This is a genomic window from Pontibacter coccineus (assembly GCF_030546575.1).
Lineage (GTDB): Bacteria > Bacteroidota > Bacteroidia > Cytophagales > Hymenobacteraceae > Pontibacter > Pontibacter coccineus.
In genome coordinates this window covers 185,546-198,396 of sequence record NZ_JAUOTN010000001.1, presented here as the reverse complement: position 1 = coordinate 198,396, position 12,851 = coordinate 185,546, and the positions used below count along the sequence as shown (strand labels likewise).

The window sequence follows — 12,851 nt, the reverse complement described above, 5'->3', positions numbered from 1 at the left end:
ACTATAATATTTTAAAGCTGCAAAGCTGGGTGCATCTTAGTATTGATAGATGAATTAACTACTGGAAGTACCCAGTGCTGATTACATTGTACAGGTTTTGTGAGGAAAGGAGGTGCAGTACATTATAAATAAAAGCCAATTGGTAGCGTATTGAGTAGCTTTAGGAGATGTAGCTACACTACTGGAAGTTGTATATAAGTTGCGCTGACGCTAAACGTGCGGTTGAGAGTAACAAGTTGTTCTCTGTAGTGTGATGGAGATTTTATAATCCCTTCTGCGAAGTGTGGTTATAATTGGTCTACCCAATCCCTAACAAAATTCCTTGCACTAGAGTAAAGAATTAACATTGAGGCAGATGCGCGAGAGAGGAGAGGAGCCAGGCATCGTGTCTTCGGCTTACGCTAATCGAAAGAATAAGAAGAAAAACCAGCTTAGAAGCAGAAGGATGATCCGGAAGACCTACCTAAAGACCAAAGACCAGGGCGAGGTGAAGTTTACGATGGGCCTGGCGGATGGGGAAAGAGTAGAGAAACGGATGCTAAATGGCGATTAGAACGCGCCGATCCAGATGAACAGGAAAAAAGGAGGCGCGTTCGAGAGTGTGCAGACGCGTCCGCGCCATTCGCAGCACGAATTCAAATACCTGGTAGACGGCACCGAATGGCGAAACGATCCGAACGAGGAGGGAGAAACCCCCAACGAGTATGGCGGCACGAACACCCAGTTAGTACTCTAAATAGCTTTCACTACAGCAGCTTTATTTAATTACTTATACCTGAGATGTAGGAGGCTATTTCTTCCTCCTTGTCCTGCATGTGCCCGTAGGCAAACTTTTGTAGCACGTCGCAGGCAACTTTGTCGAGCACGCCGAAAATGCGCGCCTCACTGATCACCTCCTGGTTCCAGTCAGAGGCGATGACCAGAATGGCCTGCCCGTTGTAGGGCGTAAGGTCCAGCAGGTCGGCGGTGAGGTTGGGCGAGGGCCACTTCCCGGCTGCCAGGCTGTACTGACCCGGCTCCCAGCGCGGTGGGCTCTGCTTGAGGTCCGGCGCCGGCTTGAAATAGCCATTCTCCACAGGCCCGATAAACAAAACATTCGCTTTGCTCAGGGTTGTCGGCACGAGCGTTTGGGGGTGGGGCAATACGGTGCCGGCTTCTTCCAGCTTTTCTTCAGGGTCATTCATACCTATACATACTGCTCAGAAAAGCAGAGAGTTTTCCGGCAGAGGTCCGAAGCCACCTATACCTGGGCTGATGTTATCGTTCACGCTACCGTAAACAGTGTAGAGGTATACTACACGTACAGCGAGCTCACCAGGTCTTTATACCTTTCCAGGATGACGCGACGCTTAAGCTTGAGTGTCGGGGTAAGCTCCCCGTTTTCGATGGACCACTCGGCAGGTATAAGCGCGAATTTCTTGACCTGCTCCACGGGGTTAAACTCCAGGTTGTACTGGTTCACTGACTGCTTAATCAGCTTCCATACCTCCTGATCTTCCAGCACTTCGCGGTTGCCCGGGTAGGATTTGCCCTGGGTGTCGTACCACTCCCGCAACTTAGTGAAAGCCGGCACGATCAGCGCGCCCACGAATTTCTGCGTTTCACCCACCACCATGATCTGTTCGATCCAGCTGCTTTCCACCATCTTGTTCTCGATCGGCTGCGGGGCTACGTACTTGCCGCCGCTGGTCTTGAAAAGCTCTTTCTTGCGATCCGTTATCTTCAGGAATTTGCCGTCTACCATCGTGCCGATGTCGCCGGTATGCAGCCAGCCGTCCTGGTCGATCACCTCGGCAGTCAGGTCCGGACGGCGGTAATAGCCCATCATCACGTTCGGGCCTTTGCACAGGATCTCGCCATCTTCAGCAATGTTCACCTCCACGCTTTTGAGCAATGGACCGACTGTGCCGAACGTGCGGTTCTTTTCGGAATAGCGGTTGCCACTAATGATCGGGGAGGCCTCGGTCAGGCCGTAACCTTCCTGTATGACAATGCCAGCTGCGGTGAAAATGCGGAGCAGGCGCACCTGGCAGGCAGCCGCGCCCGTGATGATCGACTTCACTTCGCCCCCCAGCGCCTGGCGCCACTTGCTGAACACCAGCCGGTCGGCCAGGGCCAGTTGCAGCCGGTAAGCAAGTGGCATCGGTTTGTTGATCTCAAAGCGCTCGGCCAGCTCCAGCGCCCAGAAGAAGATCTTCTTTTTATTGCCTGTCAGCTCAGATCCCTTGGCCACAATGCCTTCGTATACCTTCTCGAGCAGACGCGGCACGGTCGTGAACATGGTGGGCTTCACTTCGCGCAGGTTTGCCGCAATGGTTTCCATCCCTTCGGCATAGTAGATCGACACGCCGCAGTAAAAGTAGCAATAGGTGGCCATGCGCTCGAAGGCATGATTGAGCGGCAGAAAACTGATGGCCTTTTTTCGGAACACGCCCACTTCCTGAATAATGAGCGCACTGTCGAACATATTGCTCAGGATGTTGTAGTGCGAGAGCATCACGCCTTTGGGCGTGCCGGTGGTGCCGGAGGTATAGAGGATGGTCGCCAGTTCGTGCTCGTCCACGGCATCGCGCAGCACATCCAGCTGTTGCAAGGTATAGGGAGAGGGCTCCGCCAGTAGTTCTTTCCAATACGGTGCATCCTTTACCTGTTTGAAGGTATAGACAGACTCCAGGGCAGGGAGCGCGTCCTGCATCCCCAGTATTTTGCGGTAGAGTGCCTCGTTCCCGACAAAGGCCAGCTTCACTGCGGCATCCTGCAGCACAAACTCCAGTTCGCTGTTGCTGATGGTGGGATAAATGGGGACCGAGATAGCGCCGATCTGCTGTATGGCCATGTCTACCAGCATCCACTCAGGGCAGTTGGGGCTGATGATCGCGATCTTGTCGCGGCCCTCGGCAGTGCCGTCGCCTTTGTTAATGCCGAGGCTGAGCAGGGCAGCGCTGATGCGGTTCACTTTGTCCTGCGCGTCGCGGGTGCTATACCTGATCCACGCACCGTCTTCCTTGGCGGCCAGCATGTCGTCCAGCGGAAAGTTTTTCAGTTGCCAGTCGATGCAATCAAACAGGCGTTTGGGCTTCGCCGCCTGTGCTGTTTCTTCGTTCATGTTCACGAATTCCTGCCTTCAAATTTATACCTATACACCATTACTGCGTCAGGGCCTCTGGTGTTGCCAAATGGGCTATACCTGCTACTTCTCCCACCACTGCGAGTGCGGAACCTGCCGCTCCAGGATAATGGGCTCGCCGATGCGGGGCGTGGTCATAGGTACGTTCAATTCCTCCGCTTTTTTCGTCACGCGCTCGATCGGGTCGGTCCAGGAGTGCAGGGCCAGGGCAAAGGCGCCCCAGTGGATCGGCATCATCAGCTTTCCTTTCAGGTCGAGGTGGGCCTGCACGGTTTCTTCGGGCATCATGTGGATGCCGGACCAGAGTTCGTTGTACTGCCCGCACTCCAGCAGGGTAATGTCGAAGGGACCGTAGCGTTCGCCAATCTCCTTGAAGCCTTCGAAATAACCTGTGTCGCCGCTGAAGAAGATCTTATCGTTTTTGCCCTGAATCACCCAGGAGGTCCAGAGGGTCTTCATGCGGTCGGAGATGCCGCGGCCGGAGAAGTGGCGGGCGGGAGTGGCCACAAATGTTATACCTGCCAGTTCGGCCTCGTCCCACCAATCCAGCTCTGTGATCTTTTCGGCCGGAACGTCCCAGCGCTCCAAATGCGCCCCCACACCCAGCGCCACGTAGAAATGACCGGTCTTTTCTGCCAGTTTTTTGATGGAGCTATAGTCGAGGTGGTCGTAGTGGTCGTGCGAGATGAGTACCGCATCAATATAAGGGAGGTCTTCAGCGGCAATGGGCAGTTCGTCTGTAAAGCGTTTCGGCCCCAGGAAGCTGAGCGGAGAGGCTCGCTCGCCCAGCATAGGGTCAACGAGCAGGCGTTTTCCGTCCAATTCGATCAGGAAGGTGGAGTGCCCGAACCAGGTGAGCACCGTGGCGGTGTCTTGCGCCGAAGCGAGCTGGCCCGGCTCTATCTTTTGAACAGGAAGCTCCCAGTCAGGCGATTGGTTCTCTGTTTTGTCGAAGAGGCGAGAGTTGATCATTTTGACATAGCCCCCGAAGCCAATGTCCATGTTGGTAGGCACCGGGTTGTGGAAGACACCATCCTCGTAATTGGGCGAAGCCTGCATGAGCTGCAGCCGTTCTCCTTTGGCCTCGCCGCCAAACTGGGGCGAGAGGTGCATAAAGCTGCATCCGGCTACACCGCTAATCAAAAGCAGGGAAAGTAGACTGTAGGACGTGATTTTTTTGAGCGTCATGCGCCAAAATTACGCATTCTTTCGCTCAGTGCAGTAGGCTGGATAAGCAAAAAGCCCTGTTTGCTTTCGACAGGACGGACTGTGCAAACAGGGCTTGTGTGCCTAGACGCAATATGGCGTTAATTAGCAGAAAGCTGCGTAACGCCCAGGTGACCGAAGTGCGTTGCCAAGGCCATGAAAATAGACGAAATCACGACGCCAATGCTGATGGCCAGGAAAGCCTTTCTGCGCTCGATCTTGAAGATGTTGGCTGCAATGGTGCCCATGTAGGCGCCCGTACCCGGAAGCGGGATCATCACAAACACCATCAGCCCCCAGAAACCGTGCTTCTGCACATTGTCGCCGGCCAGTTTCTTGGCGCGCTTCGACAGAAAGACCACCCCTCTTTTATAGGCCCTGAACGGCCAGAACTTCCGGCTGAAGGTATCGATCAACCACATGAAAAGCGGGAACACCAGCGTGTTGGCCACAGTGCCGACCACAAAGGCCAGTATAAAATGCACGTTATTAAGTATGGCGTACGGTATGCCTGCCCGCGCTTCACCGAAAGGAGAGATACTCAAAAGAAAGGTATAGAGAAGCGTTTCAAACATATTATTCTCAGAAAAAAAGCTAAGCTACTACGTAAAAGCCTGCAAATATAGCGGCAAATTCGGTGGTTATACATCGGTACAGCAGCCTGTAGCTTGAAATAAATCGACAGCCGCATGTACTAGCTCGCTTACCGCCGTACTGCTAACAGTATGACTTTCAATATAATTCAACGTGATTTGGTAGTTTTTTGATATAGTGATTTACTGATTGTAAATATAACATCAGATGTAAGATAAGGTCCACAAGACTAAAACAGGTTTAAAGCGCTTTAGGGCAATATTTGGGCAGAAGAAACAAGAAGGTAAATGATAAGTCGTAGAAGTCTTTATATTTGTTTTATTTGTATTATTTCAATTATATGAATTGGTAATAATAGTCCCTCTACCCATATAAACAAAAACAGGTACAAAAATTCTGGCCTTTGCACCTGTTTTTGTTTAATCATGTCGAGGCTCATCAAATAGTGTGAGCCGGGAATCCGGGTTTACAGCGGTCGCTGCGGTGGGAGCGAGGTTACGTGTACTTCCTCCACGATCTCCACCACTTCTACCATCTCAGGCCTGGTATTCGACTGCTTATACCTGTTGGTGCCGTTTTCCTTGCGCTTTTTGCCCATCAGCGCCAGCGCAGCGGCACCTGCGGCGGCCACGACAGCGCCTGCCACCAGCGGGTTGGTAACAGTGCGGGTATACAGGCTGGTTGGCATCGTGTCCTTGATGCGACCGTGTATGCGGCCGCCCTCACCGGGCTGGTGCAGGGTACCTTCCCGGTGCTGCGCCGGCTCGTCGAGCAACTGCTGGTCGGTCATGAGCTTTTCGTTGGCAAGGTCCATCAGGCCAGGGGCAATTTTATTGGTCAGGCTCATCAGCTTGCCGCCACCGCCAACCATAACATCGCGCTTTTGGTGTGTGGCAGCATGTAGGATGGCATTGGCCACTTCTTCCGGTTCGTACACAGGTGGCGGAAGGGTCAGCTTGTGGCTGGTGTAGTTTTTGGCATGGTCAGGGTAGGGGGTGTTGATGGCGGACGGCTTGATCAGGGTAACCGAGATGGGCGCGCCTTCTTCTTCAAGCTCCATGCGGAGCGAATCTGTAAAGCCCTTCACGGCGTGCTTGCTGGCACTGTACATGCCCTGCATCGTAATGCCGATATCGGAAAGCACACTACCAATGTTGATGATCGCGCCACCCCGGTTGCGCAGGTGCATGGCCGCCATCTGCGAGCCGTATACCAGTCCCCAGAAGTTGGTGTCGAAGAGGCGGCGGTTGTCTTCGTCGCTCACTTCCAGCAGACGGCCGTAAACGGATACGCCGGCGTCGTTCACCCAGGTGTCGAAGCCTCCGAAATGGGAGAGGGCCGCATCGGCGATGCGCTGGATGTCCTGCTGCCGGCCTACATCAGCCCCCACGGCAATCGCCTGTCCGCCCTTGTCATTTATTTCCTGGGCTATCTCCTGCAGTGCCTGCTCATTGCGGGCTGCCAGCACCAGCCGGGCTCCTTTTTCGGCAGCGGCAAGAGCTGTGGCCAGCCCGATACCGCTTGAGGCCCCGGTAATTACCATTACCTGGTCTTTTAAAGGTTTGAGTTTGATCGTCATACGTCTTAAGTTTGTTTTGTAGTGAAAATGATGAAGTACTACTTAAGGTACGCACATCCGGACCTGCAGTTAAGAAATGGCCGCATCAGGTTCGTGTGAAATTAATTGGCTATCATTGTGGTTATACAGCAGGAGTATACCGGACAGGTATAGTATACATATGACCGAAGAAGAATTCGACGCCACGTTTGCCTATACCTTGGACATGCTGCTGGCCACCATGGCGGAAGAGCCTGAGATCGATCCTGAGAAATTTTTCAGCATGGCCTGTGTGTTGGAAAACCTGCGTTTTTTCAGCCCTGTGCTATACGGGGCCATCCGGAAAAAGCCTGAATAGGGGACAGGCCGCTCATGAATGTTGCAACGCCAGGTCGCAACATAGCGTATGTGGAATATAAATTAACATTCGCCTATGTTTTTGTCTTATGTGTTCCAGGACTGGAACGTGAACAAGGGTAACCTGAAAGGTCGCCTTGTGATGCTCATGTTCCGCATCGCCCGCCCTGCCTCTATCAACACCTTTTTCCGCATTATCTGGTTGCCTTACCTGGCCTTCTACAAGATCTTTGTCGAATGGATCCTGGGTATAGAACTGCCCCACTGGACCAAAGTGGGTAAGAATTTCTTCCTGGGCCACGGACAGGCCCTGGTCGTAAATGGCTGCTCCGTGATTGGTGAGAACTGCTTTTTCCGCCACTCCACCACCCTGGGTAACATACGCCGTGAAGACGGCAGTTACACCGGTTCGCCGATTATCGGCAATAACGTGGAGCTAGGCTCTAACGTGTGCATCATCGGTGAGGTGCGCGTTGGCAACAATGTGCGTATTGGCGCTGGCTCTGTCGTGGTAAAAGACATACCCGATAACTGCGTGGCAGTGGGTAACCCGGCCCGTGTCATTAAGCGCCTCGACCAGCCTGCTGTGCCGAGTGAGCGAAGCGCTGACCTGCAGCCGCAGGAGGTATAGCCTGGTTTTTTTTACTTTAGTGAGCTTTCTAAACCAGTTTTTCGCTTATATTAGCCCAATACAATCAGTTTTATACATCAAAGGCTGAACAACGCGCACCTTACTCACCTTACCTAAGCAGCTTTTTTGAATGGACGTAAACTTAAACCCAGCTACTGTTACCGCAGCAGGTATAGACACCGGCGGCGATGAGCAGTACCGGATTCTTATTGACAGTATCACAGACTATGCTATTTTCCTGCTCAATACCGAAGGGTACATCATCACCTGGAACACCGGGGCAAAGCAGATCAAAGGCTATGATGCCGAGGAGATCATTGGGAAGCATTTTTCGATCTTCTACACCCAAAAGGACATTGATGATGAATACCCGGCTCAGGAACTGACCAAAGCGATTGCGGCGGGCAAGTACGAAGAGGAGGGCTGGCGCGTGAAAAAGGATGACTCTGTTTTCTGGGCCAATGTGGTCATCACGCCTGTGTATGACAAGGACCAGCAGTTGGTCGCCTTCTCCAAAATAACCCGCGACCTCTCTGAGCGCAAAAAAGCCGAGGATGACCTCTACCGTGCCTTCGAGGAGCTGAAGGAGAGCGAAGAGCGCTTTCGTCTGCTCATAGAGGGCGTAACCGATTATGCCATCTTTATGCTGGACCCGGCCGGTAACGTGGCCACCTGGAACAATGGCGCCCACCGCATGAACGGTTACGAAGCACACGAGATCATCGGGAAGTATTTTGCCAGGTTCTACAGCCAGGACCTGATCGCGCAGGGTTTCCCGGATTATGAACTCCAGCAGGCCAAAGAGCACGGACGCTTTGAGGACAATGGCTGGCGTTACCGGAAAGACGGTTCCGCCTTCTGGGCCAATACGGTGATCACCGCCATTTACAACTCCAAAAAAGAGATGATCGGCTTTTCAAAGATCACGCGCGATCTCACGGAAAGACTGAAAATGGAGCAGCAGCTTTTCCTTGCAAACGAAGAGCTGCGGGAGAGCGAAGAGAAAAGCCGCCTCATGATTGACAGCGTGAAGGACTACGCCATTCTGATGCTGAATCCGGAGGGGATCGTCATGAGCTGGAACGAAGGTGCCGAGCGCATCAAGGGCTATAAACCGAAAGAAATCATAGGGCGCCACTTCTCTACTTTCTACAGCCGGGAGTCTATCGCGAGCGGGTTTCCGCAGTACGAACTCAAGAAGGCGCAGGAAGTGGGGCGCTTCGAGGACGAAGGCTGGCGCATCCGCAAAGACGGCACCGCATTTTGGGCCAACGTGGTGATCACACCGATCTACAACAGCAAAAAGCGGCTGCTGGGCTTCTCCAAAGTAACCCGTGACCTGACGGAGCGGCGGCGTAACGAGGAACTGATGCACAAGAACAGCGAGCTGATCAAGATCAACAATGAGCTCGACAATTTTGTATACGCGGCCTCCCACGACCTAAAAGCCCCGATCACCAACCTCGAAGGCCTGCTGCAGGCGCTCAGGGAAGACCTGGGCGACAGCCTCGAACAACATGAAGTGCTGTTAAGTTACATGGGCAGTGCACTCGGCACGCTCAAAAACGTGATCGCTGATCTGTCAGATGTCACCAGGCTGAATCATGAGCAGGAATCCCCTGAGGATGTGCAGATCAGGGACATGCTCGAGGACGTCAAGATCAGTTTGCAGCCCTACATCGAGCACACCGGCGCCGTGGTGCAGTGCACCGCTATGGAGTTTGACACGCTACGCTACGCACGAAAAAATCTTCGAAGCATCCTGTTCAACCTGGTTTCCAACGCTATCAAGTATGCCGACCCGGATCGCAGCCCGGTGGTCAACATCAGCACGGCCATCACCAGGGAGGGGCTATACGAACTTACCGTGCAGGACAATGGCCTTGGCCTCACTCCGAAGCAGATCGGTAAGATCTTCTCGCTTTTTAAGCGTGCGCACGACCATGTGGAGGGTACAGGTATAGGGCTATACCTGGTGAAGCGCATACTCGACAATGCCGGCGACAGCATAGCGGTGGACAGCGAAGTGGGCGTAGGCTCCAGTTTTATTATCAGTTTCCATCAATCAAAAAACTGATCGCTGCCGGGCAAAGGTCCAGGTATAGGGGCGAACATACAGGTATAGCATGAGTGGATGGCGCCTTCTAATGGCCGGGCCGCTTTCCGGTAACACCCTCCATACATACCCGCAATCAGTGTAAACAATAAAAGTACCGCATGCTACATAGCGCCGTTCCCACGCAGGGGAATCAGTCAGACCCAACCATCCCGTACCGGCAATTGCTGGAAGCGCAGAGTGGTTTAATCCTGCTTATTTCGCCTGACCTGACCATCATGGGTGCCTCAGAGGCTTATTTGCGCGAAGCGTTCTTAACCCGTGAGCACATCATGGGCAAGCATCTCTTCACTGTTTTCCCGGATAACCCCAATACGCCCGAGCTCACTCCCTCGGTAACCCTGCGGGCATCCATCGAACGGGCGATTTCTACCCGCCAACCCCACAAAATGGATGGCACGCGGTTCGACATTCCGCACCCCGACAAACCCGGGGAATTTCTGGAGCGATACTGGGTCTCCACAAACACCCCCATTTACAATAGCCAGAACGAGCTCGTTTGTATTCTGCATGAGACGAAAAATATTTCGGACGCCCTGAAAACAGAGGCACAGCTGCAGGAAAGCCGGGCAAAAGAACAGGCTGCGCTAGCCCAGGCAGAGCAACAGCGCCTGCGCATGGAGCGCTTTTTTGACCAGGCGCCGGCGGCCTGCGCCATGCTCGAGGGGCCGACTTTCATCTACAAGGTGATCAATAGCTCCTATTACCAGCTTTTCCCGGGCCGCGAGATGCTGAACCTGCCCCTGTTCGAGGCTTTGCCAGAACTCAGGCACCAAGCGGTTTATGACATCATACACGAGGTATACCGGACAGGTATCACCTACGAAGGGAAGGAACTGCTAATACCGGTGGCGCGCTACGAAGGGCAACCTGCCGAGGACATTTACTGGAATTTTATATACCAGGCCCTGCTGGATGCGGAGGGGAATGTGAATGGCATACTGATTTTCGCGTTGGATGTGACCGACTTCGTGACGGCGCGCCAGCAGGTGGAATCGAGCGCCGCATCGCTGCATACTATGAACCTGGGGCTGGAGGAAGTGATAAAACGCCGCACCTTTGAACTGGAGCAGGCACAGGCGGAGGCGGAGCGACAAAGCAAACGGCTCCAAAGCCTCTTTATGGGAGCCCCGGCCGCCATCTGTATTTTAAACGGGCCTGACCTGGTATATGAGCTGGTAAACCCGGCCTATGCTGCTTTTTTCCCCGGGAGGGAGCTGCTTGGGAAACCCATTCTGGAGGCCCTGCCCGAAATTAAAGATAACCCGGTGTATAAGACCTTTCGAGATGTGTATGAGACAGGGTACACCCACGAAGAGAAGGAAATGTACATTCCGTTTGCCCGTCCCGATGGCGAAATGGAGGACAGGTACTTCCGCTACATTCAGCAGGCGCGTTACAACGAACAAAACCAAATCGACGGCGTGGTGGTCTTCGCGCTCGAAGTGACCGAGCAGGTGCAGGCGCGCAAGACGGTGGAGGCAAGCGAACAGCAGCTGCAAAAGGCCAACAAAGAGTTTGGCATCGCCAACCAGCAACTCGTCTACATCAACAAGGACCTCGATAACTTCATCTACACTGCCTCCCACGACTTAAAGGCGCCGATCTCGAACATCGAGATGCTGATGAGCGAACTGTTGTTCGAACTCTCTGAGCACAGCCTCGGCAAACCGGAGGTAAGGAGAATACTCAACATGATCCAGGGCTCAGTGTCCAGGTTCAAGAAGACGATCGCCAGTCTGACGGAAATCTCCAAGCTGCAGAAAGAGGAACTGAACAAGCAGGAGTATGTGGTGGTGGCCGACATGATCCGGGAAGTGGAGCTTGACCTGGTCAAAATGATCACGGAGTTTGATGCGCACATGGAAACGGATGTTGCCGATTGCTCGACCAGGGCCTTCTCAGAGAAAAACCTGCGCAGCATTCTTTACAACCTGTTGTCGAACGCCATCAAGTACAGCCATCCGGACAGGAAGCCGCACATTAAGATAAGCTGCGAACAGCGGGACGGATTTCAGGTACTGCAGGTACAGGATAACGGCCTGGGTTTAAGTACTGTGCAGCAGAACAAACTCTTTACCATGTTCAAACGCTTCCATGACCATGTGGAAGGGTCCGGCGTGGGATTGTATATGGTGAAAAGGATTGTGGAGAACGCGGGCGGCAGGATAGAAGTGGAGAGCGAGCTGGGCAAGGGCACAACCTTCAGCGTATACTTCAGTAAGTAAGCTTATGACCGATTCAGGCACTGTTGCTGCAGAAAGTGGCAGGTCTTTGCGTCAGGTATAGGATTCATGTAAATGCGTATTTATGCTGGATATTGTCATTGAAGCCCGCAAAGCTTCGCTCGCCCCCGGAATGGATGTGCGGCGCATACTGCCCTTTCGGCTGCGCCGCATGGTTGGCCCTTTCATCTTCATGGACCATGCCGGTCCTGTTGAGGTGCAGCCTCCGCTCATCCACGACATGGACGTGCTGCCGCACCCGCACATCGGCCTGTCCACGGTCAGCTACCTGTTTGGCGGTCAGGTGACCCACCGCGATAGCCTGGGCGTGGAGCAGATCATCCGGCCGGGAGAGGTGAATTGGATGACGGCCGGCAGCGGCATTGCGCACTCCGAGCGCTTCGAAGACCCCGCCACCCTGGCCGGCGGCGAGCTGGAAATGATCCAGACCTGGGTTGCGCTGCCCGAAAAAGACGAGGAAGCCGCCCCTGCATTTGAAAACTACAAGCCCGAACAATTACCCATCTTTACAGAAACCGGCGTGTGGATGCGCCTGATCGCAGGGGATGCCTACGGACTGCGCAACGACGTGAAAACGCACTCGCCCATGTTCTATTTGCATGTCGTGCTGGAGAAAGGCGCCCGCTTTGGCCTGCCAAAAGAGCATTCTGAGCGGGGAATCTACGTGGCCAAAGGAAGCATTGAAGTCGATCACAGAACTTACACGGTGGGGCAGATGCTGGTGTTTACCAAAGGAGCGGACCCGATGATATTGGCAAAAGAGCCCGCTACGCTGATGCTGCTGGGCGGAGAACCGCTGGGTGAGCGCTTTATCTGGTGGAACTTTGTGTCGTCGCGCAAGGAAAGGATAGAGCAGGCGAAAGCCGACTGGAAAGAAGGACGCATCCTGTTGCCGCCTAACGACAACCTGGAATACGTGCCGCTCCCGGCTGACCGTTCGAAACCCGCAGGCGGCGGACCGGCACCACAGGCACTCTCCTAAGGTATGGCAGGTATAGCGTGTGCTTTTTCCTTTT

The 12,851-nt window shown here is 53.7% G+C and carries 12 protein-coding genes; 7 read left to right on the top strand and 5 right to left on the bottom strand.

Going from position 1 to position 12,851, the window contains the following annotated elements; translation table 11 throughout:
• The first annotated feature begins 355 nt into the window (after positions 1-355).
• Together Q4E40_RS00960 and Q4E40_RS00955 are read left to right on the top strand one after the other, a co-directional pair.
• Complete coding sequence (locus Q4E40_RS00960) at positions 356-553, top strand: hypothetical protein (RefSeq protein WP_303409525.1); 198 nt, start codon at positions 356-358, stop codon at positions 551-553.
• Positions 554-568: 15 nt separating this feature from the next.
• Complete coding sequence (locus Q4E40_RS00955; RefSeq protein WP_303409524.1) at positions 569-736, top strand: early set domain-containing protein; 168 nt, start codon at positions 569-571, stop codon at positions 734-736.
• Between the two features lie 25 nt (positions 737-761).
• Here Q4E40_RS00955 and Q4E40_RS00950 read toward each other — a convergent pair whose 3' ends face one another.
• The 5 genes from Q4E40_RS00950 to Q4E40_RS00930 form a co-directional block, all read right to left on the bottom strand.
• Positions 762-1,184 (bottom strand): hypothetical protein, encoded by a 423-nt coding sequence (locus Q4E40_RS00950; RefSeq protein WP_303409523.1) that lies wholly within the window; start codon positions 1,182-1,184, stop codon positions 762-764.
• Between the two features lie 110 nt (positions 1,185-1,294).
• Positions 1,295-3,106 (bottom strand): AMP-dependent synthetase/ligase, encoded by a 1,812-nt coding sequence (locus Q4E40_RS00945; RefSeq protein WP_303409522.1) that lies wholly within the window; start codon positions 3,104-3,106, stop codon positions 1,295-1,297.
• An 84-nt stretch (positions 3,107-3,190) separates the two neighbouring features.
• Positions 3,191-4,315, bottom strand: a complete 1,125-nt coding sequence (locus Q4E40_RS00940; RefSeq protein ID WP_303409521.1) for an MBL fold metallo-hydrolase — start codon at positions 4,313-4,315, stop codon at positions 3,191-3,193.
• Positions 4,316-4,434: 119 nt separating this feature from the next.
• On the bottom strand, positions 4,435-4,908 hold the full coding sequence (locus tag Q4E40_RS00935) for a COG2426 family protein (RefSeq protein ID WP_303409520.1): 474 nt from the start codon (positions 4,906-4,908) through the stop codon (positions 4,435-4,437).
• Between the two features lie 485 nt (positions 4,909-5,393).
• The gene (locus Q4E40_RS00930; protein ID WP_303409518.1) at positions 5,394-6,506 is read right to left on the bottom strand and encodes an SDR family oxidoreductase; all 1,113 of its coding nucleotides are present in this window, start codon (positions 6,504-6,506) and stop codon (positions 5,394-5,396) included.
• Between the two features lie 160 nt (positions 6,507-6,666).
• Here Q4E40_RS00930 and Q4E40_RS00925 point away from each other — a divergent pair, with 160 nt between their 5' ends.
• From Q4E40_RS00925 to Q4E40_RS00905, 5 genes are all read left to right on the top strand, one after another.
• Positions 6,667-6,843, top strand: a complete 177-nt coding sequence (locus tag Q4E40_RS00925; protein WP_303409517.1) for a hypothetical protein — start codon at positions 6,667-6,669, stop codon at positions 6,841-6,843.
• A gap of 75 nt (positions 6,844-6,918) precedes the next feature.
• A complete protein-coding gene (locus Q4E40_RS00920) occupies positions 6,919-7,473 on the top strand; it encodes a serine acetyltransferase (protein WP_303409516.1) in 555 nt (184 codons plus the stop codon).
• A gap of 130 nt (positions 7,474-7,603) precedes the next feature.
• Positions 7,604-9,550 carry a PAS domain-containing sensor histidine kinase gene (locus Q4E40_RS00915; RefSeq protein WP_303409515.1) on the top strand — a complete coding sequence of 649 codons (1,947 nt, stop codon included), beginning with the start codon at positions 7,604-7,606 and terminating at the stop codon, positions 9,548-9,550.
• 140 nt (positions 9,551-9,690) lie between these two features.
• A complete protein-coding gene (locus tag Q4E40_RS00910; protein WP_303409514.1) occupies positions 9,691-11,817 on the top strand; it encodes a PAS domain-containing sensor histidine kinase in 2,127 nt (708 codons plus the stop codon).
• A gap of 82 nt (positions 11,818-11,899) precedes the next feature.
• A complete protein-coding gene (locus tag Q4E40_RS00905) occupies positions 11,900-12,817 on the top strand; it encodes a pirin family protein (RefSeq protein ID WP_303409513.1) in 918 nt (305 codons plus the stop codon).
• Positions 12,818-12,851 lie beyond the last annotated feature (34 nt).

Bases quoted from the DNA above. Each gene is read 5' to 3' on its own strand.
- Q4E40_RS00925 (WP_303409517.1), top strand. From the start codon at position 6,667: ATGACCGAAGAAGAATTCGACGCCACGTTTGCCTATACCTTGGACATG.
- Q4E40_RS00930 (WP_303409518.1), bottom strand. From the start codon at position 6,506: ATGACGATCAAACTCAAACCTTTAAAAGACCAGGTAATGGTAATTACC.
- Q4E40_RS00915 (WP_303409515.1), top strand. From the start codon at position 7,604: ATGGACGTAAACTTAAACCCAGCTACTGTTACCGCAGCAGGTATAGAC.
- Q4E40_RS00935 (WP_303409520.1), bottom strand. From the start codon at position 4,908: ATGTTTGAAACGCTTCTCTATACCTTTCTTTTGAGTATCTCTCCTTTC.
- Q4E40_RS00940 (WP_303409521.1), bottom strand. From the start codon at position 4,315: ATGACGCTCAAAAAAATCACGTCCTACAGTCTACTTTCCCTGCTTTTG.
- Q4E40_RS00960 (WP_303409525.1), top strand. From the start codon at position 356: ATGCGCGAGAGAGGAGAGGAGCCAGGCATCGTGTCTTCGGCTTACGCT.
- Q4E40_RS00905 (WP_303409513.1), top strand. From the start codon at position 11,900: ATGCTGGATATTGTCATTGAAGCCCGCAAAGCTTCGCTCGCCCCCGGA.
- Q4E40_RS00955 (WP_303409524.1), top strand. From the start codon at position 569: ATGAACAGGAAAAAAGGAGGCGCGTTCGAGAGTGTGCAGACGCGTCCG.
- Q4E40_RS00910 (WP_303409514.1), top strand. From the start codon at position 9,691: ATGCTACATAGCGCCGTTCCCACGCAGGGGAATCAGTCAGACCCAACC.
- Q4E40_RS00950 (WP_303409523.1), bottom strand. From the start codon at position 1,184: ATGAATGACCCTGAAGAAAAGCTGGAAGAAGCCGGCACCGTATTGCCC.
- Q4E40_RS00945 (WP_303409522.1), bottom strand. From the start codon at position 3,106: ATGAACGAAGAAACAGCACAGGCGGCGAAGCCCAAACGCCTGTTTGAT.
- Q4E40_RS00920 (WP_303409516.1), top strand. From the start codon at position 6,919: ATGTTTTTGTCTTATGTGTTCCAGGACTGGAACGTGAACAAGGGTAAC.